This is a genomic window from Ruegeria sp. BF12 (assembly GCF_056538705.1).
The window spans coordinates 21646-48596 of record NZ_JBQFTP010000024.1; the positions used below are offsets into that span (position 1 = coordinate 21646).

Below are 26951 nucleotides of genomic sequence, written 5' to 3' on the forward strand. Positions count from 1 at the left end.
TCTCAGCCTTTCGCTTGCTCTTTGGATTTCAGGCGCAGCCCGGTCTTTTTCAGAATGCGCGTGGAATAGAGGATGTCTTTGGCCCGGCAGGCATCGCCCAGAATCGCCGTGATCTCGGCCCGTTTTTCTTCGACCTCATCACGGTCCTTTCCGTGAACCATGGCGAACAGGTTGTAGGGCCAGTCGGGCAGGGCGCGGGGGCGTTCATAGCAATGGGTGACAAACGGCAGTGCACCGATCTGGGCGCCCAGTTCGGTGATGCGGGCGTCTTCGACATCCCAGACGGTCATGCCGTTCGATGTCATGCCCAGCTTGTAGTGGTTGGGCGCGGCGGCGATGCGGCGGATCACACCGCGCGATTTCAGCTCGGCCAGACGATGCAGCAGCGCGTCCTCGTCGATGCCAAGGCTGTCCGCCACCTGCGCATAGGGTGCGGGCACCAGAGGCAGGCCGCCTTGCAGCGCCTCGATAATCTCTCTGTCTTTTGCGTCGATCATGCCGCCACCCGGAAGCCGATGAAGAATTCCTGAAGTTTGGGGAAACGGAGAACCACGATCCCCGTTTCCCGTTCGATTGCATCGGCGGCGGCCTCGATCCCCTCGGGCGTTTCGGTGGCCAGCACGAACCACATGTTCAGCCGGTGCGTACGCTCATAATTATGGGCGACCTCGGGATGCGCATTGACTTTGGTCAGGACGGTTTCGAAATTCTCGGCCGGAACTGCCATTGCGCACAGGCAAAATGCGCCCCCCATTGCGGCGGCGTCGAAGAAGGGGCCGAAGCGTGTGATTACCCGGTCGTCTTTCAGGCGAGTCAGACGTGCCAGCAGGTCATGTTCCGACAAATCCAGTTCTTCGGCCACTGCTGCATAGGGATGCGACGTCAGCGGCAGGTCGTCCTGCATTCGGTTCAGAATTGCCCGGTCAGTTGCGTCAAGCGTCATGCCGCGGCCTCCTTTGTCTGGATCAGCGCACCGGTCTGTTTGAAACAGCGGGTCGAGAACAGGACCTTATGCTGCGCGCCAAACAGTTCCGGCAGGGCGCGTGCACTGGCCAAAACCTCGAGCGCTTCGCTGCGCGAACGGGCGTGGATCATGGAGTAAAGGCGGTAGGGCCAGACCCCTTCGATTGGGCGTCGTTCGTAACACAGGGTCACCCCGGGATGGGCCGCAAGGGCGGGTCCGGCGGCGTCGATCTGCTCGCTGGGCAAGTCCCAGACGACCATCGCATTGGCTGACCACCCAAGCGCGCGGTGCCGCACGATAACCCCAAGGCGCGAGATTATGCCGGCGCTGTGCAGCGCCTCGATCCGCGCCATCACTTCTGCCGCTTCGCGGTCCAGTGATCGGGCCAATTCGGTATAAGGTTCAGCAACCAGAGGCAGCCCGGAACTGAGGGCCTGCAACAAGGTTCGGTCGCCTGCTTGCAACGCCGAGCAATCAACCCGCCGTGGTCCGGGCACGTTGCGGACCTCGCCAGACATCCGAAAGCCCAGATCCACATTGAACGGGCGCACCAGTCGCAGGTCCAGAACCCGCAGCCCGGTGCGATTGGCGATTCGGGTCAGCGTTTCGTCGACATGCGCGCGGTCCGGCCCGGTGGCGACAAACCACAGGTTCCACTTGTTCTCGCGCTGGTAATTGTGGTTCACGCCCGGCTCGGCGTCGATCAGCGCGGCAACCTCTTCCAGCCGTTCATTAGGTGCGGCAACCGCGGCCAACGTGCTGGCCGAAACCGCCCCCGGCGCGACTGTCGCGCCAACTCGGGTGATCCGTCCGGTGGCTCGCATCCGGGTCAGGCGGTCGAGCACTTCGCTCTCGTCCAGTCCAAGCGTGAAAGCCAGCACCTGAAAAGGGCGCTCGTTGACGGGAAAGTCGCGCTGAAACTCATCCAGCAGCCTACGATCGATCGGATCGGTGATATGCTCCATCGCTTACAGCCCCATTTTGTGCGCACGGGCAGTGAAGAAGATGCCCGAGGGGCTGTCCGCATCAATCTCGCGCAGTTTTTCGAAGGTCTGCGTGTCGTAGACCATGACCTTGTTGGCATCGCGCACGCTGATCCAGACCTCATGCCCGCGCGGTGTGAACTCCATATGCAGCACCGCTGGGCCGGGTTTGAATTCATGGATGATCTCTTTGCTCACGCTGTCGATCACTTGAATCGTGTCATTCAGCGGGTGTGCGAAATTCACCCAAACCTGCCGCCCGTCGGGGCGGGCCATGGCAAAAACCGGCTGACCGTGAGTTTGGGTTCGCCCTGTTTCCTCCAGGGTGTCCGCGTCGATCCACAGAACTTCGTGGTGGCCCACTGCAGGCAGAACAAACTCGCGGCCTGTCAGTGCCCAGCCTTCCAGATGGGGCATTTTGTAAACAGGCATTTCTTCCTGACCACGGCCGTAGTCCGGCAGTACGCGGATCGGTTCGGGGGTGTCGGCCCACAGGTCCAGCGCGGTCAGCCCGTCTTCGCCGAACAGGCCGGTGATATAGGTGCGCCCATTGGCGGTGATCAGCGCGTCATAGGGATTTTTGCCCATGTCGGGGATCTTGGTGATCTCGGGGTCGCCCTTGGCGAAATCGGCGATCCATGTCTCGCCCGTGTCCCACATGGTAAAGACGAACCGGCGACCGGGTGCATCGACCAGGCCGATTGTTTTGCTGTCGGTGGGGATGTCGGCAACCATTTCCAGCGTGTCCGCATCAAAGACGCGCACGCCACCGGGTTCGTAATTCGAAACTGCCACCAATCGGCCATCATCCGAGATCGCGCCGCCAATGGCGTTGCCGGCCTGCACCACACGGTTCACGATCTGACGGGTGACGATATCAACCTTTGTCAGCCCGCCATCGCGCCCGAAGACATAGGCAAAGCGCTCATCGGGTGAATAAACCAGCGAGGCATGGGACAGATCGCCCAGCCCTTCGATCCGGGCCAGAGCCGCCCGGTCGGATTGATCAACCAGCAGAACCGAACCTTTGGCGCGTTCGATCACGAGCCCAAGGTCTCCGGTGGCCGTGGGTTCGGCTTGCGCCGTTGTCATCATCAGTGTGGCCGCAAGGCTAAGGATGAGGTGTTTCATTGTGCCTCCGATTCAAGAAGGTAACGAGCGATCCATTCGGCCTCTTCCTCGCTGATCAAAGGCCGCCATGGGGGCATTGCCGTATCGGGGATGCCATCGAGGATGACGCCGGTCAGAACGTCCGCGTCGTAATGCTCCAGAGTTTCCGATCGCAGATCCGGACCAAGGCCACCCTTGAGGCTCAGCCCGTGGCACGAACCGCAATCCTGGTGGACAAGACGTTTCAGGGCGTTGGGATCAATCACGTCAGCGGCAAGGGCCGACGTTGCGATCAGTACAGCTGTAGTGAGGACCGCGCGTGAGGTCCAAGCCGGAAGCCCGCCGATCATTTGGGCGACGCTAGCCATGAGCCTGCTCCAACAGGTCAGCCACAGGGCGATCCGCGTACAGCGAAACCACCTGTCCGATGATAAACAGCGTCGGGGCCTTTAGGTCGGCGTCCCGCACATCTGTAGCGAGCTGATCGAGGCGCGAAACAAGTCGGCGTTCCTCTGGCGTGGTCGCCTTGCCAACGGCCAGAACGGGGGTCGAGCCTGGCAGGTTTTCGGTCATCAGCCCCATGGCGATCTGACCGATATTGGCGACCCCCATGTAGATCACAAGGGTGGTTGCGGGATCGGCAAGGCGTTTCCAATCGAGGTCCAGCACCTTGTCCGCCTGCCGGTGGCCGGTGACGTACTGGACCGAGGTCGCCAAGCCGCGATGGGTCAACGGTACGCCCGTCGAACAGGACGCCCCCTGTGCCGCCGTGATACCCGGCGCGTATTCGATTGCGATACCGTGGGCCATCAGATAGGCGGCCTCTTCCGAACCGCGGCCAAAGATCATCGGATCGCCGCCTTTAAGACGGGCAACGGTGTGACCTGCGCGGGCCTCTTCGACCAGAATTTCGTTGATGCGATCCTGCGGGACGGTATGGCATTTGGGGGCCTTGCCCACAGGGATGAGACGTGCGTTTTCCGCGTGCATGGCGAGGATGTCGGCCGAGACCAGACGGTCGTAAACCACGACATCGGCTTCTTGCAGCATACGCAATGCGCGCAGGGTCATCAGTTCGGGGTCGCCAGGGCCAGCGCCTATCAGAAAAACCTTACCGCTCATGTGCAAACTCGCTTGTTCTGAATGTCTTCGGAACCCGGGTTTTCCTGCCGTTTCCATGCGCGCATTTGGGACGTTGCTGGGTGAGCCGGGCGTGTCATGACGGCAGACTGGCGCAATCCTAAACCAACCTCCTTGACATAAGTTAAGGAGCGCGGGATTTGCGCCCGCGCTCCTTTCTTCATGCCTGTATTTATTCTGCCTCGGCTCAGGGTTCGACGGTGACCATTCCGATCATATTCTGTGTTTCCCAATGCGGGCCGCACAGGTATTCCTGTGGGCCGGGCGTGAGGAACGTCAGATCAACGGATTCCTCAGGGAACAAACGGTCGCTTTCGGGTTCACTACCATCCTTCAGCAGGACCGAGTGGCTGGTGCGTTTGTCCACGTTCACCCAGCGCACCGTGGTGCCCGGTTTGACTGTCAGTTCGGTGGGACAGAAATTGTATTTGTACATCAGAACCACTTCGGCGTCCTCGACCGCCGATGAGGGTTGACCGAACAGCTCGGCATAGCGTTCTTCGGCCTCAGCACAGATCGTGGCGGCCTCGTCCGCAAATGCAGGCGCTGCCATAAGCAGCAGCGCAGGAAGAAGGCGGTGGGGTTTCATTGTCCATGTCTCCTTTCCGAAAAGGGTAGGGGCCGGATTGCCCGGCCCCTACAATCATTGTTTTACCACGTTGATACTGGCGGTGTCGTCATCCAGCGCGAGGCTGGTGTTCAGCGTCACATGGTGGAACCTTGCCGCGGCAAAGTCGTCGTGGATCGCAAAGCCGACCGTGTAGGTCTGGCCCGGCTCCAACGGGACATCCCCAGGCGCGCCGGAATTCAGCGGCCGCGAGAAGACGACGGTCCACATGCCACCGGACAGGTTGGCCGAGGCTGCGATTTCACCGTCATTGACCACGCGCTGTTCCAGCAGATAGCCGTTTGTTGCGCTGCCATCGGCGTAGACACGCATCAGGTCCAGATAGGTGCCATCGGCCAGGTACTGCTCGATCTGCGCTTCGGCTTCCAGCTTGTCCCAACCACCCAGCGGTTTGCCGCGGCGGCCTTTGACCTCGACATCGGTGCGGCTTTCGCTGATGTACTTGGTCACCGTGTCCTGGGTGTTCAGGCGGCCTGCGATATCACCGTTTGCGGAAATCGCATCCGCGCCCGGATCAAAGGGCATATAGCTGTTGTCTGCGTGACACGAGGCCCAGCAACCCACCTGTTCGCCCAGCTCGATCCCGGTGCCGGTGATCATCATGGCGACCTTGATCTGGTTGTCCGGATCCATCTTACCGCCATCCACGAAGGGTGCCGGGTTGTGGCCCGCATCCGGCCATTGCAGGCGGATATACAGGTTTTCATCGTCATGGGTTGCCTGAACGGTTGCGTCGATCACGCCGCGTTTGCCGGGGATCGGTGTCGGCTCCAGATCACCACCCGCGACGATCTTGTTGCCGATCGTATCCAGTTCCTTGGCATGGCAGGTCGTGCATTGATCGCCACCTTTGGTCAGCGGGCGTGCACCGCCGTGGAACTTTCCGTTCTGCACCCATTCGAACGAGGCCTGACCGGGGTAGAACAGTTTCAGATCCGCGCTTGCAACGGCATTCCAGTCGACGTCGCCACCGACATCGCTGCCACCACCACCTGCGGGGGCCGCAGCTTCTGCTCCGTTTGCTTTAGAACGCTCTTCGGCAACGGCTGCGTCAACGGCGGCTGCGATTTGGGCCTGTACGGCCTCGTGCTGCGCTGCTTTGGCGGCTTTTTCAGCTTCGGCTTCGGCAGCTTCCTTGGCCTCGATCTTTGCAAGGCTGGCCAGGTACTCCGGCGGGATCGGACGAATAAAGTCCGGGTTTGGTGCTTCCAGCTCTTCCAGATACTCCTCGTCGGCCCGGTCACGGGCATCCGAGTGCGCGATCCCCTTATGACAGTCGATACAGGTCTGGCCGATCTCCATCGCATTCAGGTGCTGCTGACGCGCACGAGGTTTTTGGAACTCGGGCATCATCGATTCGAAATCGTGGCAGTTGCGGCATTCGCGCGAGTCGGTGGCTTTCATCCGTTCCCACTCGTTCATCGCCAGATGCACGCGCTTGGCTTCGAACTTCTCACGCGTGTTGATGGTGCCGACGACCTTGCCGTACAACTCTTTGGACGCTTTAATCTTGCGGATCATCTTGTGCGTCCAGTCCTTGGGCACGTGACAGTCGGAACAGACTGCGCCCACGCCGGACCGGTTCACGTCATGGATCGTGCCGGTGTATTCCTCGTAAACGAAATCGCGCATCTCGTGGCATGAGATGCAGAAGTCCTTGGTGTTGGTGGCTTCCATGGCGGTGTTGAACCCGCCCCAGAAGACGATGCCGCCGACAAAGGCCGCGGCGATGCCGGCCACGGGCATTCCCCACAGGAAATACCGGCGCCAGATCGGTGGTTTTTTATCCGGTTCGGAGGTCATATCCGGGCTCCGTTATGGCTGTTTTGACTGGCGCGGCGTGTCAGGCCGGCGCATTTGGCTGAAAAGGCAAACGAAGAAAGGGCGGGCGAGGGGCCCGCCCTTTCCGGTTTTGGCTGAGAACCCGTCAGGTGACGTGGTTCGAGCGGTTGTAGACGTTGAACTTGCCGGTCGGGGCATACAGCCCTTCGATGCGACCGATTTCTTCCAGCGTCTTGGCGTCGAAGATCACGATCTGACCGTTGGGTTCTTTCGAGTCCGACAGGTTCCATTTGGAAACCCAGACCTCGGTGCCATCCGCGTTGAACTCGAAGTGTACGGCAGCGCTGCCTTCATCTTCGGTGATCTGGATGGTTTTCACGATCTCGCCGGTCTCTTTCGAGATGACCTGCACCGATTGCTGAATTTCAGGCTCGGGGTGCTTGGTCTGGTCCGCCCAGATGTAGTCCGAATTCGGGTGGGTCCGAACAAACAGGCCGGGGCCATCGGTTTCTACTTCGTAGCAGACTTTCCAGGCATCATCCGGACGATTCTCAGGATCGTTGCCCCAAACAGTCACGGTACCGACACCAAGGTGGGTTGTGCCAGCGACCGGACCGCAATTCGGGTCGACCCAGTTGGCGCCCGGCCCGGGGTGCGGCAGGGCAGCGGTGTCGATCATCGCCTCAAGCTTGTGAGTTTCGGTGTCGACAACAACCATCTTGTTCGACGCGTTCGCAGCGATCTGGAAGTACCGGCCTGTCGGGTCAAAGAAACCGTCGTGCAGGAACTTGGCCGAGTCGATTTTGTCGATCCGCAGGTTATCCAGGTCGGTATAGTCAACCTGCCACAGCTGACCCAATTCCTTGATCGCGACGATCCAGGTCGGTTCGTTCGGCGTTGTGTAGATTGCGGCCACACGGGCCTCTTCCACATAGTCGCCGTCCACATTCACACCGCGGGTCGATACAACCTTGACCGGTTCCATTGTCTGGGCATCTACGATTGCAAAGTGCGGCGGCCAGTAACCACCACCGATGACGTATTTGCCGTCGCCGGAAACGGCCACGTCACGTGCGTCATAGGCAATCTTGACTTCCGAAACCAGCATGTTCTCGGGCTTTTGCCAGAGGTCGATCTTGGTCATCTTGCCGTCGCGGCCCATGGTGTACCAGAAGCGGCCGGGGTGCTCAGGCTCGGTAATGCTGTGGTGTTCCGATGCTTTCAGAACGTGCACGGCATAACCTGTCGGGATATGTGTCAACACTTCTTTGGTGTCGCCGTCGATAACGGCCACTTTACCTACGTCACGCTCGATGACGACGAAGAAGTTTTCCCAGTTGCGGCCATGCAGCGGCTCGGTCGGATAGTCGGCTTCTTCGACATAGACCTTGCGGGTGGCTTTCATCTGTTCCAGCGACATCTCTGGCGGCTTGGGGGCCTCCATCTGGATATAGGTCGCCATATCCTTGATTTCCTGCTCGGTCATGATGTCCGAGAAGTTGTTCATACCGCCTTCGGTACCCCAGGCGATAATCTTTTCGAGGCGCTCTTGACCAAGTGCAAGGGTGCCGCCTTCGGTTACGGTGCCGTCGGCTGCGGTTTTCTTCCAATGTGGTTCGAGGCTTTTGCCGGTGGCGCCTTTGCGCAGAACGCCGTGGCAGCCCGCGCATTGTTCGAAATAGAGCTGTTTGGACGACTCAAACGCTTCGTCGCTTAATGTTGGCTCTTCGGCAAAGGCTGGCGCGGCGACGCTGCCAAGAAGCATCGCCAAACCGACCCCAAAGGCGCGGCCAGTTTTGTTGTAGCTGATTCCAAGTGACATGATCACTCTCCATTTGCTGGTGAGGCGGGGCTAAGGGTGGAACATCGCGGGATTGTGATCCTTGACGAAAGTCAACACCGGGGGTGCAATCCGGGTGTCGGGTGCGAAAAAAACGGTCAAAAACCTTCGGAAAATCTGTGTTTTAGGAACATGTTTTGTGCGGGTTTTGATTTTGGTTAAGTCATGCGGATTGGCCGACTGCTAGAGCTTGGGCAAACGACCAAGGAGAGCAGTCATGCCCGCAGTCATCACCCGTATTTTTGGTGAGGGGTTCCGAGTATTCTTTCTGTCCGCCGGGCTGTACGGGCTGTTTGTCGGACTGGTCTGGGGGTTATGGCTGACAGTGCCCTACATGGCGCCGGATTACGGCATGACGCCGCCGATGTGGCACGCGCACGAGATGATCTTTGGCTATGCCACCGCGGCGCTGGGCGGGTTCTTTCTGACAGCGGTGCCGAACTGGACAGGTGCGCCTGACGCGCGCGCGCGGTTTATTACTCTGGCAGCCGGATTGTGGCTGGCCGGTCGGATGGCAATGTGGTTCTCGGGCATGCTGTCCCCGGTTTTTGTGGCGGTTGTTGATCTGGCTTTCGTGCCGATCTTGGCTGCCAAGATCGCCACACAGCTGATCCGTCGCCCGAAACCGCAGAACATGATTTTCCTGCTGTTGCTCAGCTATATCTGGATCGCGGATCTAATGACCCACCTGGAATGGATGGGGATCACGGATGATACGCTGCAGACCGGCCTGCGGGCAGGGTTGATGAGCCTTTGCGCGATGATCGCGATTCTGGGCGGACGGATCACGCCGGCCTTTACGCGAAACGCCATGAAGCGCGCTGGTGTACCCGAAGCGGACTGGCCGGTCTCTGTCGCGCGCCTGGATAAGGCGGGCATGATTCTGGCCCTGATTCTGCCGCTGGGCGTGCTGACCCTTGGGGCGGCACCCGCAACCGGTGCTCTGGCGCTGGTGTTGGGGGCTGTGCAGATCCTGCGCATGTCGCGTTGGAGGACCAAATGGGCTACGCGGCAACCAATCCTGCTCGCGTTGCATCTGGGGTTGGGCATGCTAGCTCTGGGCCTGATCCTGTGGGGGTTTGCGGTGCTGGGTATAGGTGACGAGGTTGCAGCCCTGCATGTTCTGGGCATCGGCTGTGTCGGCGGTATGACCCTGGCGGTCATGAGCCGAGCTGCGCTGGGGCATAGCGGCCGCGCACTGATCGCGCCCGGACCGATGGTTGTGGCTTATGGTCTGATGGCGTTGGCCGCTCTGTCTCGCTGGGTCGGCGCAGAGCTGAATGCGGGCTATATGGTTGCGATGCTGCTGTCGGACGGCCTTTGGATCACCTCGTTTGCGCTGTATCTGGTTGCCATGTGGCCTGCTTTGACCAAACCCCGGGCGGATCATGCAGCCTGAATTTCAATTCCTTTCGCCTGTCTTGACTTTCGTTAAGGCGATCCTATGGCCCGGTCGCCATTCTGGCTTAACTAGCTAATCGGCGCAAAGGAGAGCGCGATGCGAGAAGTCATGACCAAGAGCATGGCCCGCAATATATTCTATGGCGGGTCACTGTTCTTTATTCTTATCTTTCTGGCCCTGTCGGCCCATTCCCACTGGTATATCGTGAACTCCGAGAATTCGGCGAAGCTCGATGACAGTGTGGTTAGAGGCAAGCACGTCTGGGAAAAACACGCCTGTATCAACTGTCACTCGATAATGGGTGAAGGCGCCTATTTTGCCCCCGAGGTCGCCAATGTAATGACCCGGTGGGATGTTCTGGACGATCCTGACGAGGCCTTCGAGGTCCTCAAAGGTTGGATGGAGTCTCAGCCTACGGGAATCGAGGGACGCCGGCAGATGCCCAATTTCAACCTCAGCGACGAAGAGATCCGTGATCTGGCGAACTTCCTGATCTGGACGGACAATATCGACGCTCAGGACTGGCCCCCGAATGATGCGGGCTGAGAAGGGAACGGAGAAATGAAGTACGAATCCCAAAAAATTGCCTACGCCTACTTTGCAGTAGCCATGGGCCTGTTCGCGATACAGGTGATCGGCGGCCTGCTGGCTGGTCTGATCTATGTATCCCCCAACTTCCTGAGCGAGCTTCTGCCGTTCAACATCGTGCGGATGCTGCACACCAACTCGCTGATTGTCTGGTTGATCCTGGGCTTCTTCGGCGCGGCCTATTTCCTGATCCCGGAAGAGACCGAGCGTGAGATCCATTCGACCAAACTGGCCTATCTGCAGCTGATCATCCTTGTGGTCGGTACACTGGGCGTGGTCGTGACCTATGTCTTCAACCTGTTCGAAGGCAACTGGCTGCTGGGCAAAGAAGGGCGTGAGTTCCTTGAACAGCCCAAATGGGTCAAGGCGGGCATCGTCGTTGCCGCGCTGATCTTCCTCTACAACATCTCGATGACGGTGCTGAAGGGTAAGAAAACCGCGATTTCGAACATCCTACTTCTGGGCCTCTGGGGTCTGGCGCTGTTGTTCCTGTTTGCCTTCTACAACCCGGGCAACCTGTCCCTGGACAAACAATACTGGTGGTACGTCGTCCACCTGTGGGTCGAAGGTGTTTGGGAACTGATCATGGCCTCGATTCTGGCCTATCTGATGCTCAAGCTGACCGGCGTTGACCGTGAGATCGTCGAGAAATGGCTTTATGTCATCGTTGCCGCCGCCCTGTTCTCGGGCATCCTCGGCACCGGCCACCACTATTACTGGATCGGTACGCCTGCGTACTGGCAGTGGATCGGTTCGATCTTCTCGAGCCTTGAGGTGATCCCGTTCTTCGCGATGATGGCCTTTGCCTTCGTCATGGTCTGGAAGGGCCGCCGTGACCACCCCAACAAGGCCGCGCTGCTGTGGTCGCTGGGCTGTGCCACGCTGGCGTTCTTCGGTGCCGGTGTCTGGGGCTTCCTGCACACGCTGCACGGGGTCAACTACTATACCCACGGCACTCAGATCACTGCGGCTCACGGACACCTGGCCTTCTACGGCGCCTATGTCTGCCTCAACCTGGCGATCTTCAGCTATGCGATGCCGATCCTCAAGAACCGCGATCCTTACAATCAGGTTCTCAACATGGCGTCCTTCTGGCTGATGACCAGCGGCATGGTCTTCATGACCTTCGTGCTGACCTTTGCCGGTACTGTTCAGACTCACATGCAGCGGGTCGTCGGTGACTACTTCATGGATGTGCAGGATCAGATCGCGATCTTCTACTGGATGCGTCTTGGTTCTGGTCTGGTGGTGGTCCTTGGTGCGCTGCTGTTCATCTACTCGATCTGGGTCCCCCGGAAAGAGATCATTGAACCCGGCGTAGCTGAAACACCTGCGGAGTAATGGATATGGACGGCTCCATACAAATGGGAACGGGGGCGGCTGACGCCCCCTTCTACCTCCCTCAGGGCGACGAATGCGACGTGTTCGCCGCCGCCTATACCAACAACCTGCCGGTTCTGCTGAAAGGACCGACCGGATGCGGCAAGACCCGCTTTGTGGCCCATATGGCCGCCAGCCTTGGCCGCCCGCTTTACACCGTGGCCTGCCACGACGACCTGGCCGCCGCTGACCTGATCGGCCGCTACCTGCTGAAAGGCGGCGAAACCGTCTGGGTCGATGGCCCCCTGACCCGCGCGGTGCGCGAAGGCGCGATCTGCTACCTTGATGAGGTGGTCGAAGCCCGCAAGGACGTGACCGTCGTGCTGCACCCGCTGACCGACGATCGGCGCATCCTGCCCATCGACCGCACCGGCGAAGAGCTTGAGGCTGCGCCCGGCTTCATGCTGGTGGCCTCCTACAACCCCGGTTACCAGAATATCCTGAAAACCCTGAAACCCTCGACCCGGCAACGGTTCATCTCGCTGGAATTCGACTTTCCGTCGCCCGAGATGGAGGCCGAAGTCGTCGCGCAGGAAAGCGGTCTGCCGCTGGAACGCTGCAAACCGCTGGTGCGCCTTGCTGGCAAGCTGCGCGGGCTCAAGGGTCAGGACCTAGAGGAAGGCGTTTCCACCCGTCTGGTTGTCTATGCCGCGACACTGATCGCACAGGGCATGTCCACCGACCGCGCCATCCTTGCCGCAATGATCGAACCTCTGACTGATGACGAGGATATCAAACGCGGGCTCCTCGATCTTGTCACGGCTGTCTTTGGGTGAGGCCGGCCGATGGTCAAGATCGACTTTGAGCCATGGGAACCCGAAGAAACGATCGGGAAACTGTGGCACACCCTTGCCAGCCGCCTCGATGCACCTGAGGTGCATGTTGGAGCCGCGGTCGACCTCTCTGAGGTCGCGGGGCGGCTGGCAGTCCTCTTTCGAGGGCTTGGGGGTAGTCCGGGCGTTGAATTGCGCCCGGTCTCACCCGAGGTTTCGCGCCACCGGCTAGGTTGGCGCCGCCGCCTTGCGACCGAAGCGGAATTAATCCCCCGTGCCTCATTCGATGGCGAGGTTTTGCGCCTGCCCGACCGTCTGGCGGTGTTCCCAGCACGTGAGGCAAATGGCGCGCTCTATGTTTGGCTTGCCGCCGCTGCGGCCCACGCCGGAACGCGAATTGACGAAGATGACCCGCTACGCGCTGATCTGCGCGCCCTGGCCGCCGCACAGGACATGGTCGACGCGACATTGGAAGACGCACCTGGTTTGCGACCGCTCTACACAGAGCTCTGCAAAGGGTTGCTGCATCAGCGCGACGTGCCCGACTTGCCGCCCATTGAAGCTGCGGTCGAGGAACTGGCCCGCCACATGCTGGGCGATCCCGCGCCGCTTTCGACCAGGGCCGAGGAGCTGCTGACGCTGGAGGATGACCTGACCGCGCCGCGCGGATACCAGCGTTTTCGCCCGGTCGCCCTGTGGCCGGAATTGCGTGCCGTTGGCTTTTCCGAGCATAACGAGGTCGAAAACCCCGACACCGAAGGCCCACCCGAGGAATCGGGCGAAAAAACCCATCGCGCCCGCCGTCGCAAATCGGATCAGGCGTCGCGTAGCGACAGTTTTATCTTGCACAAGTTTGAGGCGATCCTCAGTTGGGCTGAGTTCCTCAATATCAACCGCCGTATCGATGACGACGATCCGGACAACGCCAAGAAGGCTGCCGACGATCAGGAAGAAATAGGGCTTGGACAGATCTCCAAAGCGCCCCCGACCCGGTTGAAACTGCATCTGGACCTCGCACCCGAGGATGTGAACCGCGAACGTCTGTCGGGTCGAATCCTGTACCCCGAATGGGATGTGCGCACCGGTAAGTACCTGCCCGATCACGTCAACGTTCTGTTGTCAGATGCGGATATTCGCGAAGACGCTGCCGAGTTTGGTAAAGACCCCGCCACCGCTCGCCGGATACGCGCCGTGAAACGCCAGTTCGAGGCGCTGCGCCCCGGTCGGGTCATGACCCGCGGCCATCTTGACGGCGACCAGTTGGACATCGAAGCGGCCGTGCGTTCTCAGGTCGATCGGTGCGCCAATGGCGAAGGCACCGAACGCGTCTGGCTGCAATCGCGTCCCGAAGCACGCGACCTTGCGGTCTCGATCTTGCTCGACGTCAGCCGCTCGACCGAAAGTGCCGTCACGGGCCGCGCCGTGATCGATATCGAACGCGAGGCTCTGGCTGCGCTCGCTTGGGGGCTGAATGCCTGCGGGGACGATTTCGCAATCCACGCCTTCAGTTCGCTGAAACGTCAGCGTGTCTATGTCCAGCGCTGCAAACGGTTCGACGAGCCGATGGGCGGAACGGTCGAACAGCGTATCGCCTCGTTGCGGCCGGGGCATTATACCCGTCTGGGTGCTGCGATCCGCCATTGCTCGGCCGATCTCGCGGCGCAGTCTCGCAAACGTCGCCTGCTGCTGGTCATCACCGATGGCAAACCGAACGACCTCGATCACTATGAGGGCCGCCACGGCATCGAGGATACCTGCATGGCTGTGCGCGAGGCCCGTCGGGTCGGGCAGTCCGTGTTTGGCGTCACCATCGACAAGACCGGTAAAAGCTGGTTCCCGCGCATGTTCGGGCAGGGTGGATTTGCCGTTATTCCCGACCCGCATCGACTGACGATGGCCTTGCCGCAGATCTACCGCCAACTGGTCGGGGCATGAGCGACACGTCTCTCATCGACGAACTGCCCGGCGAATTGCTGATGTGGGTGCTGATCATTTCAGAGTTGCTGGTCTTCGGGGCTGGCCTGATCGCTTTCATGGCTGTTCGCCTGACCGACCCGGTTGGCTTTGCCGAAGCGCAATCGCACCTCTACCGCACGGGTGCGGCGTTCAATACGGCGGTGCTGGTCACCTCGGGTTATCTTGCCGCGCAGGCCCTGCACTGGCGCAGAGCGGCGTGGCGTGGCGTGGCGCGGCTGGCACTGATTGGCGCAGCCCTGCTGGGGATCGTATTCCTGATCATAAAAGGTGCCGAATACGCGGGCAAAGCCACACAGGGGATCACCTTCGAGACCCACCCGTTTTTCCTGTTCTACTACCTGCTGACCGGCTTTCATGCCGCGCATGTGTTGGCGGGTGTCGGCATTCTGCTGTTGGTGTCCTGGCGGGATGACCCTCGCAACATCGAGGCGGGCGCTCAATTCTGGCACATGGTCGATCTGGTCTGGATCATGCTGTTCCCTGTGATCTACCTGCTGGGATGATAGCCATGCCCACCGCTTCACCTTTTCCCAAATACTCTAACCGAAGGTTCCCGAACGCATTGACCAGCGCCTGGTTGAGCCTGTTGGCGCTGAGCTTGGCATCCGCTTTGCTGACCATGCTTTCCGCGCCTCCGGAACTTGTTGGCGCGGGCATTCTGATCCTTGCGTTAGTCAAAGCCCGGGTGATCCTTGCGCGTTATCTCGACCTTGCCGAAAGCCCCGCCTGGCTGCGCGGCTTTACCATGGTGCTGACCGGGTTTTCGGTGGTGATTTTCGCCCTCTATCTGATCTGACCAAAGAAAAAAGCCGCCTCGGTGAGGCGGCAGGTTAGCAAGCGAGGGGGCGCTTTGGTTACTGTGCGGCGATCGGCATCCGGGCGATCTGGCACCGCTGCCACAGGGCCGACAGCGCGCCGACCAGATGGTCGACATCTTCGTCGGTGTGAACGGGCGAGGGGGTGATCCGCAAACGCTCGGTCCCTTTCGGCACGGTGGGGTAGTTGATCGGCTGGATGTAGATGCCGAACTCTTCCAACAGTGTGTCCGAGATGAATTTACACTTCACCGGATCGCCCACCATCACGGGGATGATGTGGCTGGGGTTGGGCAGATGCGGAATGCCTTCAGCGTCCAACCGGGCGCGAACCTGTTCCACGCGGGCCTTTTGCATGTCCCGCTCGGTGTTGGACTGTTTCAGGTGCCGGATCGACGCGGCCGCACCGGCCGCTATCGCGGGCGGCAATGCGGTTGTGAAAATGAAACCGCTGGCAAAACTGCGCACGAAATCGCACAGCGCGGCAGAGGCGGCGATGTACCCGCCGACCACGCCGAAAGCCTTGCCCAGGGTCCCTTCGATCACGGTCAACCGGTCCATCAGGCCTTCGCGTTCGGCGATACCACCGCCGCGCGGGCCATAAAGGCCGACGGCATGGACCTCGTCGAGATAGGTCATCGCACCGTATTTGTCGGCCAGATCGCAGATCTCTTTGATCGGGGCGATGTCGCCATCCATGGAATAGACAGATTCAAACGCGATCATCTTGGGCGCGTCGGGATCGGCGGCGGCCAGTTTGGCCTCGAGGTCCTCCAGGTCGTTGTGTTTCCAAATGACTTTCTGAGCCCGTGAGTGGCGGATGCCTTCGATCATCGAGGCATGGTTCAGCGCATCAGAGAAAACGATCAAACCGGGAATCTTCGATGCCAGCGTCCCCAACGCGGCCCAGTTCGACACGTAACCCGAGGTAAACAGAAGCGCGGCCTCTTTCCCATGCAGATCGGCCAGTTCGTATTCCAGCAGCACATGGTCGTGAGTCGTGCCCGAGATGTTGCGCGTGCCCCCCGCACCCGCGCCGCATCGGTCCAACGCGTCATGCATGGCGCCGATCACGTCCGGATGCTGGCCCATGCCCAGATAGTCATTGGAACACCAGATCCGCACATCGCGCTGCAGCGCGCCGTCGGTCTGGCGCGCGTTCGGGAACGCTCCGCAGCGCCGTTGCAGATCTATGAAAACGCGATAGTTTCCTTCGTCCCGCAGATCATCAAGGCTCTGGGTGAAAAATCGCTCGTAGTCCATCTCGCACACTCCCGGGAATACTGGCTTTGGGCCGAGATTAGGTCTGTGAGCCCGTCAGGGACATGACAATTGTCAAGTTGCGGCGCATGAAAAGACTGGTGCAGGGGATTCATGTTTGGCATAGGCATAAAGTGACAAATGTACCGGCCTGACTATCGGCCAGGGAAAAAAGGGGACGCTTCGTGGCGCATGAAGCACAAAAAGCAATCGCCAGACAGTCGCTGTTGCTCAAAAGCTTGCCGGAACACCATATCGACAAACTCCTCAGCCATGCGATTTGGCGGCGTTATGATCGGGGTGAGACGATCTTTCTTCAGGAGGAAGAGGCCAAGGCGGTTCACGTTATTCTGGCCGGTTGGGTTAAGTTGTTTCGCATGGCACCCACCGGGGCCGAGGCCGTGGTCAGCGTGTTTACCCGCGGCGAGAGTTTCGGCGAGGCAGTCGCCTTGCGTAATGTGCCATACCCAGTTTCCGCCGAGGCGGTGTCGGCCTGCGAAGTGATGCATATTCCCAGCCCGATTCTGCTGTCATTGATGCGCGAAGACCCAGAGATCGGGGTGTCGATCCTGGCGGCTACGTTTACCCATCTGCATTCGCTGGTCGCGCAGCTTGAGCAGCTCAAGGCCCAGACCGGTGCGCAAAGGGTGGCCGAGTTCCTGTTGAACCTGTCTGACCAGGAAACTGGCAAATGCGAAGTTGACCTGCCATACGACAAGATGCTGATTGCCGGGCGTCTGGGCATGAAGCCCGAAAGCCTGAGCCGGGCGTTTTCCCGTCTCAAGGCTGTGGGCGTGAAAATCAACCGCAACCATGCGGAAATCGCGGATATTGAAACTCTGCGGGATTACGCTGAAAGCGACTCCTCCGAGAAGTAGTCTAAACAAAAGCCTCAATCGGGGGTTGCAAATGTGCCCGCCGCGCCAAGAAACTGCGTCGGTTTCTGGCAATTGCATGCGAATTTGTGTATACTTAATTCCGTAGTGCCGCACATTTCGGCGGGGTTGCGAACATGACACACGACCGCAGCATTGGCCTTGAGAGACCACCCATTGTTGCGCTCAGCGTCGCCAGGATCGCTCTTTCGGTTCGGGTCAAGTTGCTTGCCGCGTTTCTGGGAATAACCTGCCTGCTTGTTGGTCTGGCGCTGTTTGGCCTTTTCGCCCTGCACCAGACAAATCAGCGAACCGAGGCGATGGCGCGCGATCAAGAGCGCATCGCATTCTTTAGCGATACTTATGGGACAATTTCCAACCTGAACGGGCATGTTCTGGCGCTTTTCGTGCCTCAAGGCTCGTTGGATTTTGCACTGCGCGGCGGATTTTTCGGAACACCAACGGCGTCGATCTTTCACGTTGCCACGGAACTGGAGCGCAATCTGGCAATCGGAGCCCGCAAGTTCGGACAGCCCGGCATGCCGGATGAGAAAGCGATAGAAGGGCTTCGGTCCGATCTTCGGGCCCTTGAGCCTGCGCTTTTGGAGTTACGCCGGTTGAGTGGGGCGGGCGAACTCGCGGCGGCGGTGAATTACGGCATCCAGGTTTTTGAACCGCTACAGGCGATGCAACGCGAGGCCTATACGGCCGCGCAAGGTATCGAAAAAGAAATGCGCGACCTCGCAACTACAACGACGCAGGCTTACCTGACCTCGCGCCAGAACATCATTGCCGCAGCATTTGTGGCGATCGGGATTGCCCTGTTGCTGGGCTACTCGATTTCGACCGCATTACTGTGGCCAATTGAACGCATCCATGGGGCGCTCAGCAAGTTGTCTAGCGGAACGTTCGACACCAGAATCACGGTGCCCAACCGCGATGAACTTGGCGAACTGGCCAGCCATGTGAACCAAACCAGCGAAAAACTTGGCGCGCTTTACGAACAGGTCGAGCTGCAAAAGGCACAACTGTCTGATTGGAACGCGGCATTGGAATCCCGCGTGGCCAAACAGATTGAAGAGATCGAACGCACCAACCGCCTGAAACGTTTCCTTCCGCCGCAGGTGGCGACAATGATTGTCGGCGCAACCGACGAGGCGGACGTCCTGAGGACTCGCAAAGCTGAGATCACGGTTCTGTTTGCGGATCTGCGCGGCTTTACGGCCTTTGCGGCAGTGGCCAATCCCGATCAGGTCGTCGCGGCACTGAATTCTTTTCACGGCACCTGCGGACCGCTTGTCGAGGCGTGCGGTGGGACGTTGGAACGGTTTCTCGGGGATGGCCTGATGGTTTTGTTCGGTGCTCCGGTGCCATTGGACGACGCGGCGCAGCGGGCCGTCGATTTGGCTCAAAAAATGCAGGTGGATGTCCGTCAGGCAATGTTCCCATTCAAGGCAGGTTCTGCCGAGCACGGCCTGGGCCTTGGAATCGGGATCGCCACGGGCGCGGCAACCCTGGGACGGATTGGGTTTGAAGGGCGTCAGGATTACTCGGCCATCGGGCCCGCGCCAAACCTGGCGGCGCGTCTGTGCGAAATCGCGAAGGACGGGCAGGTGCTTGTCTCCAGTGCGACCGCTTGGCAGGTACAGAGCGATATGGTTCCGGCTGGCCCGTTTGATCTGAAAGGCATCGGAGCGAGTGTCGGGGCGTTCGAACTTGCAAACACGCCGGAACCTCAGGGCGCGTTGTCGATGTGACCGGAAAATAGCTATATACGTCACGCAGTATTGTAGGGCGGCCAATAGCTGCTCAGGGAAACGATGGCCGCTTTCAGGATCCGACTCAGATTTGATCCGCTCAGTGATACTGCGTCGCACCGGCCTCCAGCGAAACTGTGGTGCCTTTCTCGCCCCTTACTGCGGCCGGAACATCTGCGAGTGCGCAAATAATGGACCGACCGCCCGAGGATCGCACGAAGTCCTGTGCGGCCTGCACCTTTGGACCCATTGACCCGGCGGGGAAGTCGTACGCGTCCAACGCATCAGGCGTGATTGACCGGATACCCTTTTGATCGGGAGTTCCCCAGTTCAGGAACACGGCCTCAGCGTCCGTGGCGATGACAAAGAAATCTGCGCCAAGGTTCTGCGCCAGCAGGCACGAGGCGAAATCCTTGTCGATGACGGCTTCGACCCCAACCAGTTTCCGTTCAGCACCTGCCTCATACATCGTCGGGATGCCACCTCCGCCAGCGGCGATTACGGTCGCGCCCTTCTCCAGAATCCAACGGATCGGTTCGACCTGAAAGATACGTTTCGGGCGGGGCGATGGCACCACGCGTCGCCAGTACTCGCCATCCGGTTTCACCGTCCAGCCCTTGTCAGCCGCCTCTTTCTTGGCGTCCGCTTCGGAATAAACCTGCCCGATGAATTTGGTCGGATTGTCAAAGGCCGGGTCGCTCGGATCGACCTCGATCATAGTCAACAGGGTGGCGATGTGATGCTCGAAGGGCAGGATGTTCCCAAGCTCCTGCTCGATCATGTAGCCGATCATGCCCATCGTTTCGCCGACCAAAACGTCCAGCGGGTATTCCTCGACATCCGTATACATGATCTCTTGCAGGGCCAGCATCCCGACCTGCGGACCATTGCCATGAGTGATGACGGTTTCGTGCGCTTCGCAGAGCGGGGCGAGGGCTTCGGCGGCAATCTTTGCGTTCTTGCGCTGATTGTCCGCCGTCATCGCCTCACCCCGTTTGAGAAGCGCGTTGCCGCCGAGTGCTACAACAACGCGTCCCATGGTTCAGGCTCCCAATGTCGCGACGAGGATCGCTTTGATCGTGTGCATCCGGTTTTCGGCTTGCTCGAACGCGATGTTCATATCACTTTCGAAGACTTCCTCGGTCACTTCCATCTCGGTGATGCCGAACTGTTCGTGAATGTCCTGACCGACCTTGGTCTCCAGATTGTGGAAGGCGGGCAGGCAGTGCATGAACTTGACCGCCGGATTGCCGGTTTTCTTCATCAGATCCATGTTGACCTGATAGGGGCTCAGCAGCTTGATCCGCTCGGCCCAGACTTCTTTAGGCTCACCCATCGACACCCAGACATCGGTATGAATGAAATCCGCGCCCTCTACCGCGGACGTGTCGTCCGTGATGGTCACACGTGCGCCGGTCTTTTCAGCCCGCTCCATCGCCAATTCGCGCACATCGTCATGGGGCTGGGTTTCTTTCGGCGAAATCATCCGGACGTCGCAGCCCATGATCGCGCCCAACATCAGCAGCGAGTTGCCCATGTTGGACCGACAGTCGCCCGAATAGGCATAAACGATGTCTTTGCGGGGCTTGTCGGCGTGCTCGATCATGGTCTGCATGTCGGCAAGCATCTGCGTCGGGTGCCAGTCATCTGTCAGGCCGTTATAAACTGGGACACCGGCATATTCTGACAGCGTTTCAACCATGTCCTGACCAGCACCGCGAAATTCAATCCCGTCGAACATGCGGCCCAATACGCGGGCCGTGTCTTTCATCGACTCCTTGTGCCCGATTTGTGAGCCCGACGGATCAAGATAGGTGATATTCGCACCCTGATCGTAAGCGGCCACTTCAAAGGCGCAGCGGGTGCGTGTCGAAGTTTTCTCGAAGATCAGGCAAATGTTCTTTCCGGTCAGCGAGGGCTGTTCCGCGCGGGCATATTTCGCGCGTTTCAGGTCGCGGGCCAGATCCAGCAGGTACAGCATTTCACGCTGGCTGAAATCGGCAATTTTAAGATAGCTACGGCCTTTGAGATTGAATGCCATTTTGTCTCTCCTAACAAAAAATCAGCGGGCGCAAGGGGGCTGCACCCATGGTAAATTCAATAGGCGGGGTCGCGGTCGATCGGGCAGGTCATGCAGTGGCCACCGCCGCGGCCACGCCCCAGTTCCTGACCCGAGATTTCGATCACTTCGACACCGGCTGCGCGCATCTTTCCGTTCGTAAACGTGTTGCGCGCATAGCCAACGACCACACCGGGCGAGAGGGCCACGACGTTGTTGCCGTCATCCCATTGCTCGCGTTCAGCCTGGAATTCGTTGCCGCCGGTCGAGATGACCTCGAGCGAATTCAGCCCCAGAGCCTCTTTGTAAACGTCAAACAGGTGCCCTTTCTCCACGTGGATATCCAAATCGCCGCGGTCGCCAGGACGAATTGAGATACAGGTGATCTGGTCCGCGACTTCGGAGAATGCGGTGACTTTGTCGTGGTCAAGGCAAGTGAACACTGTATCCAGGTGCATGGCCGCGCGGCTTTTTGGCATCGCACAGGCGACGACACGTTCAGCACCGCCCTTTCTGAATAGGGCTTCCGCAACCTGTGCGACGGCTTGCCGGGTAGTGCGTTCGCCCATTCCAATGAAGACTGTGCCGTTGCCCACCGGTTGAACGTCGCCACCCTCGACCGAGGCGAGGCCAAAATCGTCGTCGCTGTCGCCCCACCAGAACTCGAACTCGGCGTCCTTGAACATCTTATGATGCCGATACACTGTGCGCATGATCAGGGTTTCCGGCTTACGAGCAGGCCAGAACATCGGGTTCGTCGTCACACCATCGAAAATCCAGCAGGAGGGGTCGCGCTGGAACTGGGCATTCGGGATGGCCGGAAGGATGAAATCGCCCAGCGAAACCAGATCGCCGAACTGCTCATCAATCATACCCTTGGGCAGGTCCGCGAAGATGATCCCGCCCAGCATATGGCGGGCCAACATTTTGGCATCCATCTCGTCCAGCCAGGCGCGCATTTCCACGGAAAACCCAAGCCCGACCATGTTGGGCGTGATCAGGCGGTCCAGAAGGAAGGCACGCGCGGCCGGGTCTGACCGGATCGCCTCGGCCAGCAGATCCTGAATGTCATAAACCTCAACCCCGCGTTCCCGCATGAGCGAACAGAATTCGGCGTGATCCTTGCGGGCCTGTTCGACCCAGATCACGTCATCGAACAGAAGCTCTTCGCAGTTTCGCGGTGTCAGTCGATCATGCGCCAGTGACGGGCGCGAGACGATCACCTTGTTGAGCTTTCCGATCTCGGAATGAACGCCGAGCTTCATGGCAATTCTCCTTTCTAGGTATCCGTTTTCTGAATGTCTTCAACGTCATTGGCCTGGCTCCAGCGGACCCAGACATGGATTGGCACGCCCGCCAGCAACAGGACGGAGCCAACCAAAACGGTTTCAGCGCCCGAACCGATGAAAGCCCAGACCGAATAAATGAACCCAAGCGCGCCCAGCACGACAACCTTGGCCAATTCCGGGCCATGCAAAACCTGCCCGCCTTTCAGTCGGATCATGATTTCGGCAACGGAACAGATGGCATAGGGTAACAGGCTGGCGACAACGGCGAGCAGAATGACAAAGTTGAATGCGGCGACCAGACCTTGGGCGTAGTTCATGATGATAAGAACCGAGGCCAGCGCGTTCGACAGGATCAGCGCATTTGCGGGCGTTCCAAATTTGGATTTTCGCGCCAATGCTGCAGGGAACACGCGATCCAAGGCCGCCCCGTAAGGGACCTGCCCGCTGAGTAGGGTGAATCCGTTTAGAGTGCCAAACGTTGATATCACCGCGCCTATGGCCACGAGGATACCGCCAACAGGGCCGAACATGACGTCGCCAACGGCGGCAAGCGGCGCGGCGGACACGGCAAGAAGCTCGGCAGGAATGACCCCCATCGAAACGGCAGTCACCGAGATATAGACGCATGCCGCAACAATCACTCCGATCACGGTGGCGCGCGGAATGGTCTTTTCAGGTTCGATAACGTCGCCGGAAGGAACCGTTGCGGATTCAAGACCCAGATAGGCCCAAAGCGTCAGGGCTGCCGCCGCCGAAATTGCCGTGAAAGCTGTGGTGCCACTTTGGTTGACTGGAATGTAGTTCTCGGTATTGATCCAGAAGATACCCAGCGTGCCAATGACGATCAGCGGAGCAAGTTTAAGCACCGTGGTCACGATCTGAACCAAGCCCGCCCCTTCCACACCGCGAATATTGATCAGCGTCAGCGACCAGATCGCGACCAGAGCGGTTGCAAGGCCGTACATGGGGACTTCGATAATGACCGGGAACAGGAAACCCAGATACCCCACCAAGGCCACGGCAACGGCGGCATTCCCAGTCCACAGGGCGATCCAATACCCCCAAGCGATGATAAACCCGGCAAAATCACCAAACGCCTCTTGTGAGTAAGCGTAAGGACCACCGGGCTTCGACACCACACGCGACAGTCGTCCAAAGATGATCGCCAGAACCAGAGCGCCTGCGGATGTCAGAATCCACCCCCCGATCGCGATAGGGCCGAACGGCGCCAGCGAGGCAGGCAACAGAAACACTCCCGACCCGATCATGTTTCCTACGACTAGAGCGATACACGCCGTCAGCCCAAGGGCACCCGTTGTTGACGTCGTCTCTGAGGCGGTACGATCGGTCATTGCGCCGGCTCAGCTCGACGTCGTGTCTGAGGTCTCGGCTGCTGGGTCGTCGATCCCCGGATCCGTAATGGCTCCGGCTGTGAGCGCGGCGCAGATGATGACGGCAAGGATGACCAACAGGGGGAAGACAAATCGAAGCCACCGATCATAAGACACCCGGCCAATGGCCAACCCGCCCATCACCACCGCAAAGGTCGGATTGAACAGGTTCACCCATCCATTAGCGGACTGATACGCAGTCACCACCAGATCGCGTCCAACACCGGCGAAGTCTGCCAGCGGTGCCATGATCGGCATCGACAGCGTTGCCAGCCCTGAGGACGAGGGCACAAGGAAGGACATCAGAATCTGAATGCCGAACATCGCGTTGATAAAGGCAAACTCGCTGAGGCCGGACACAAAGCCCTCGGCTGCTGCCAGAATCGTGTCGGTGATCTTGCCTGCGTCCATGATGACAACCACGCCGCGCGCGACCCCGATAATTAGCGCGACGCCCAACAGGTCGCGCGCGCCATCAACGAAGGTATCGACAAAGGTCGCCTCATCCATCCGGGACGCTTCATCCAGTTTCCCGACCCACCAGACGATGATCGACATGACAAGAAACAGGCCCGACATTCTAGCCATCCACCAATCCAGCGCGACCACGCCATAGATCATCACTGCAAAGGTCAGGCCGAACAGGATCAGGATGATCGACCGCGTCCGAGTCAACTCGGGGAACGCGTCGTCGCTGTCCGATCCTTTCAGGAAATGCGCCCTGTTTTCTTCGGCTTGATCCGCAACCACTGACGCGGATGGATCGGCCTTAACGCGTCGTGCATATCGCATGACAAAGGCAATACCAGCGGCCAGACATAAGGCGAGAATGATGAAGCGCAGGACGATCCCGTTGGTGAAGGGAATTCCGGCACCCTGGGATGCAACAACCGTCGCAAACGCATTGAAGGTCGAACCCAACGTTCCGATCCCCGCGCCCAGCATGATGACGGCAACGCCGGTCAGAGAGTCATACCCAGCCCGTATGAAGACCGGAATGATCAGCGCGTAGAACGCCAGCGACTCCTCGGCCATGCCATAGCTGGTTCCGCCGAAAGCAAAGGCGATCATCAAAATGGGAATCATCAGGATTTCCCGTCCGGCCAGCCGGTGCAGCAACCATCCGATTCCCGCATCTATCGCACCGGTTTTCGTAACCACCATCAGGAATCCGCCGATGATCAGAACAAAAAACGCCACATCGATTGCGGCGCTGGAGGAACTTCCCAGAAGTCCCGGGTCGTACATCCCGGCAATCGGGGCAAGGATGACGGACGTAATCCCCTGCGGGTTTGGCGCGACCTCGTGATAAGTGCCGGGTACAGGGGCTTCGCTGCCAAGCGCTTCGTTCATCTGCCGCTCATACTCACCAGCCGGGATGACCCAGGTCAGTACAGCTACAACGGCGATCAGGACAAACAGGATTGTAAAGGCGGTCGGGAACTTGAATTTCGACATAGTATACTCGCGCTTGGGGGTTAGCAGAGCGGGAAATCAATCAAACATTCGAATTTTATAGTCGCAAACTAATGCTAAGATGACATTCTGTCATCAAAGTTTTGCGAAGTGGAGTGCGCGTGGCAAAGCTCCGCGCTTAGGTTGCTTTGTTACACTCGATTTTGGCGGATCAATGAAAGACGGGTGGCAAAACAGAAGTCTGGCCATTGGGCGAACCAACGACACCGTTTTCAGCCCGATCATCTGGACCGAAATCAAAACCAAAGCCCTTGGGCCGCGGCCTAGACGGCAGTGTTTACGGCTGAAAGTTGACCGGCAAAACGCTGATTGCGGATGTCGTCGGGCGTCGTCTTGAAATGAGAGCGAAATGCACGGCCCAATGCTGCCGCAGACGAAAATCCGGTGGCCGCCGAAATCTCGCGCTGAGAAAGATCTGTTGTCCGAAGCAGGATGTCGGCACGTTCAAGACGCAACTCTCTGTAGGTGGTCAGCAGTTTTGTGCCGGTCTTGCTGAGAAACCTGCGTTGCAACTGGCGCGTCGACGTTCCCAATGATTGCGCCAGATCGGATATCCGCAGGGGATCTTCCAGGTTTTCAAGCATAGTTTCGACGGTTTTGCGGACTTGTGGATCGGCCTCGGAGCGTTGGAACAGGCGGATCGCAAGATGGCTTTTGGCGGATCGTTTGGGTTCGGACAGGCCGATATAGCTGCGTAGTGTGTCGGCCAGATGCTCACCATGATCAAAGGACACAAAATCGGACAAAAGGCGAAGCGCGCTCAGCCGGGTTGAGGCGCTGTGCAAACGACTGTCATATGACATGTGGATGCCGCTGCTATCGTCAATCAACCCTACTTCCTGTGCTGCGGCCATAAAGTTGGGATGAACCGCTGCGACCGTTCTTTCCGATCGTCCGGTTTGACCAAGCAGCAAAACCGCTCCGCCCACAAGAATTGTGCGGGACGCCAAATTCATGACCTGACATGTCCAGGCTTTTTCGGAATCATCCAGCAGCCAGTTTTTGTTGATATCCCCCCAAAACAGGGCTGTTCGACTTGACCAGCATAACGGCCCACCAACCGGTTCTTCGGCCGACCTCCGAACGTTGACAATGTAAGAGTGGTTTTCGACCAGCTTGTTCAGGGCGTCAAAGAATTCGATGACAATTTGCGCCGACGCATCGGTATCTGTGCCAGCTAGAATGACATCGACGTGGTGTTTTCTTTCAGGTGACGACGAGGCCGCGCAGGTCCAGCGTGCCCGGCCGTTCTTGAGGACGTAGTGTTTCATTGTTCCTCCGCCTGAGTGATGTGGACGTTGCCCATCAAGGCAAGGTCGTTTTCTGATGCCCGACCCCCGCCATGGCAGGGGTCGGAGTGTTTTTCAGGTCCGCGTTTTTACTCGGCGGCTTCTTCGTATTCTGACATTGGTGGGCATGTGCAGACGAGGTTTCGGTCTCCGTATGCGTTGTCGACGCGGTT

25 protein-coding genes are annotated in these 26951 nt (G+C 59.1%); 9 read left to right on the forward strand and 16 right to left on the reverse strand.

Translation table 11 applies throughout. The annotated features are described in order from the left end of the window. Positions 1 to 2: 2 nt before the first annotated feature. The 9 genes from ahbB (ACR0J0_RS22330) to ACR0J0_RS22370 form a co-directional block, all read right to left on the reverse strand. Positions 3 to 497, reverse strand: a complete 495-nt coding sequence (gene ahbB / locus ACR0J0_RS22330) for a siroheme decarboxylase subunit beta (RefSeq protein WP_480666191.1) — start codon at positions 495 to 497, stop codon at positions 3 to 5. Continuing rightward, positions 494 to 943 (reverse strand): Lrp/AsnC family transcriptional regulator, encoded by a 450-nt coding sequence (locus ACR0J0_RS22335; protein WP_480666192.1) that lies wholly within the window; start codon positions 941 to 943, stop codon positions 494 to 496. Before ACR0J0_RS22335 ends, ahbB (ACR0J0_RS22330) begins: the two co-directional genes overlap by 4 nt. Further along, entirely contained in the window at positions 940 to 1929 is a 990-nt protein-coding gene (gene ahbB / locus ACR0J0_RS22340) for a siroheme decarboxylase subunit beta (protein ID WP_480666193.1), read from the reverse strand. Before ahbB (ACR0J0_RS22340) ends, ACR0J0_RS22335 begins: the two co-directional genes overlap by 4 nt. Before the next feature lie 3 nt (positions 1930 to 1932). Then, entirely contained in the window at positions 1933 to 3078 is a 1146-nt protein-coding gene (locus ACR0J0_RS22345) for a cytochrome D1 domain-containing protein (RefSeq protein ID WP_480666194.1), read from the reverse strand. Next, a complete protein-coding gene (locus ACR0J0_RS22350; RefSeq protein ID WP_480666195.1) occupies positions 3075 to 3425 on the reverse strand; it encodes a c-type cytochrome in 351 nt (116 codons plus the stop codon). Before ACR0J0_RS22350 ends, ACR0J0_RS22345 begins: the two co-directional genes overlap by 4 nt. Next, positions 3418 to 4179: a uroporphyrinogen-III C-methyltransferase gene (gene cobA, locus ACR0J0_RS22355; RefSeq protein ID WP_480666196.1), complete on the reverse strand. Its 762-nt coding sequence runs from the start codon at positions 4177 to 4179 to the stop codon at positions 3418 to 3420. Before cobA ends, ACR0J0_RS22350 begins: the two co-directional genes overlap by 8 nt. Before the next feature lie 205 nt (positions 4180 to 4384). Next, positions 4385 to 4786 (reverse strand): cupredoxin domain-containing protein, encoded by a 402-nt coding sequence (locus tag ACR0J0_RS22360; protein ID WP_480666197.1) that lies wholly within the window; start codon positions 4784 to 4786, stop codon positions 4385 to 4387. A 54-nt stretch (positions 4787 to 4840) separates the two neighbouring features. Continuing rightward, complete coding sequence (locus tag ACR0J0_RS22365) at positions 4841 to 6628, reverse strand: NapC/NirT family cytochrome c (RefSeq protein WP_480666198.1); 1788 nt, start codon at positions 6626 to 6628, stop codon at positions 4841 to 4843. 124 nt (positions 6629 to 6752) lie between these two features. Further along, positions 6753 to 8429 carry a cytochrome D1 domain-containing protein gene (locus tag ACR0J0_RS22370; protein ID WP_480666199.1) on the reverse strand — a complete coding sequence of 559 codons (1677 nt, stop codon included), beginning with the start codon at positions 8427 to 8429 and terminating at the stop codon, positions 6753 to 6755. A gap of 235 nt (positions 8430 to 8664) precedes the next feature. On the opposite strand from ACR0J0_RS22370, the gene ACR0J0_RS22375 reads away from it, so the two are divergent. From ACR0J0_RS22375 to ACR0J0_RS22405, 7 genes are all read left to right on the forward strand, one after another. Next, entirely contained in the window at positions 8665 to 9846 is a 1182-nt protein-coding gene (locus tag ACR0J0_RS22375) for an NnrS family protein (protein WP_480666200.1), read from the forward strand. A gap of 99 nt (positions 9847 to 9945) precedes the next feature. Further along, a complete protein-coding gene (locus ACR0J0_RS22380) occupies positions 9946 to 10395 on the forward strand; it encodes a c-type cytochrome (RefSeq protein ID WP_480666201.1) in 450 nt (149 codons plus the stop codon). A gap of 15 nt (positions 10396 to 10410) precedes the next feature. Then, a complete protein-coding gene (locus ACR0J0_RS22385; protein ID WP_239343150.1) occupies positions 10411 to 11778 on the forward strand; it encodes a cbb3-type cytochrome c oxidase subunit I in 1368 nt (455 codons plus the stop codon). A 5-nt stretch (positions 11779 to 11783) separates the two neighbouring features. Then, positions 11784 to 12593 (forward strand): AAA family ATPase, encoded by an 810-nt coding sequence (locus ACR0J0_RS22390; RefSeq protein ID WP_480666202.1) that lies wholly within the window; start codon positions 11784 to 11786, stop codon positions 12591 to 12593. A gap of 9 nt (positions 12594 to 12602) precedes the next feature. After that, positions 12603 to 14525: a nitric oxide reductase activation protein NorD gene (locus ACR0J0_RS22395; protein WP_480666203.1), complete on the forward strand. Its 1923-nt coding sequence runs from the start codon at positions 12603 to 12605 to the stop codon at positions 14523 to 14525. Beyond that, positions 14522 to 15070: a cytochrome c oxidase subunit 3 gene (locus ACR0J0_RS22400; protein ID WP_480666204.1), complete on the forward strand. Its 549-nt coding sequence runs from the start codon at positions 14522 to 14524 to the stop codon at positions 15068 to 15070. Before ACR0J0_RS22395 ends, ACR0J0_RS22400 begins: the two co-directional genes overlap by 4 nt. Positions 15071 to 15075: 5 nt before the next feature. Next, a complete protein-coding gene (locus ACR0J0_RS22405; protein WP_480666205.1) occupies positions 15076 to 15363 on the forward strand; it encodes a cytochrome C oxidase subunit IV family protein in 288 nt (95 codons plus the stop codon). A 58-nt stretch (positions 15364 to 15421) separates the two neighbouring features. Here ACR0J0_RS22405 and hemA read toward each other — a convergent pair whose 3' ends face one another. Continuing rightward, positions 15422 to 16645, reverse strand: coding sequence for a 5-aminolevulinate synthase (gene hemA, locus ACR0J0_RS22410; RefSeq protein WP_480666206.1), 1224 nt, complete (start codon positions 16643 to 16645; stop codon positions 15422 to 15424). Positions 16646 to 16827: 182 nt separating this feature from the next. On the opposite strand from hemA, the gene ACR0J0_RS22415 reads away from it, so the two are divergent. Continuing rightward, the gene (locus ACR0J0_RS22415; protein WP_480666207.1) at positions 16828 to 17520 is read left to right on the forward strand and encodes a Crp/Fnr family transcriptional regulator; all 693 of its coding nucleotides are present in this window, start codon (positions 16828 to 16830) and stop codon (positions 17518 to 17520) included. Positions 17521 to 17654: 134 nt separating this feature from the next. After that, entirely contained in the window at positions 17655 to 19274 is a 1620-nt protein-coding gene (locus tag ACR0J0_RS22420; RefSeq protein ID WP_480666208.1) for an adenylate/guanylate cyclase domain-containing protein, read from the forward strand. Positions 19275 to 19374: 100 nt separating this feature from the next. Here ACR0J0_RS22420 and arcC read toward each other — a convergent pair whose 3' ends face one another. The 6 genes from arcC to ACR0J0_RS22450 all read right to left on the reverse strand — a co-directional run bounded on the left by arcC (position 19375) and on the right by ACR0J0_RS22450 (position 26760). Beyond that, a complete protein-coding gene (arcC, locus tag ACR0J0_RS22425; RefSeq protein ID WP_480666209.1) occupies positions 19375 to 20313 on the reverse strand; it encodes a carbamate kinase in 939 nt (312 codons plus the stop codon). A 3-nt stretch (positions 20314 to 20316) separates the two neighbouring features. Further along, positions 20317 to 21315 (reverse strand): ornithine carbamoyltransferase, encoded by a 999-nt coding sequence (argF, locus tag ACR0J0_RS22430; protein WP_170423409.1) that lies wholly within the window; start codon positions 21313 to 21315, stop codon positions 20317 to 20319. Between the two features lie 56 nt (positions 21316 to 21371). Next, positions 21372 to 22598, reverse strand: a complete 1227-nt coding sequence (locus ACR0J0_RS22435; protein WP_480666210.1) for an arginine deiminase — start codon at positions 22596 to 22598, stop codon at positions 21372 to 21374. A 14-nt stretch (positions 22599 to 22612) separates the two neighbouring features. Further along, entirely contained in the window at positions 22613 to 23974 is a 1362-nt protein-coding gene (locus ACR0J0_RS22440; protein ID WP_480666211.1) for an amino acid permease, read from the reverse strand. Positions 23975 to 23983: 9 nt separating this feature from the next. Further along, entirely contained in the window at positions 23984 to 25471 is a 1488-nt protein-coding gene (locus ACR0J0_RS22445; RefSeq protein ID WP_480666212.1) for a YfcC family protein, read from the reverse strand. Positions 25472 to 25752: 281 nt separating this feature from the next. Further along, positions 25753 to 26760 carry a helix-turn-helix domain-containing protein gene (locus tag ACR0J0_RS22450; protein ID WP_480666213.1) on the reverse strand — a complete coding sequence of 336 codons (1008 nt, stop codon included), beginning with the start codon at positions 26758 to 26760 and terminating at the stop codon, positions 25753 to 25755. Positions 26761 to 26951: the final 191 nt, after the last annotated feature.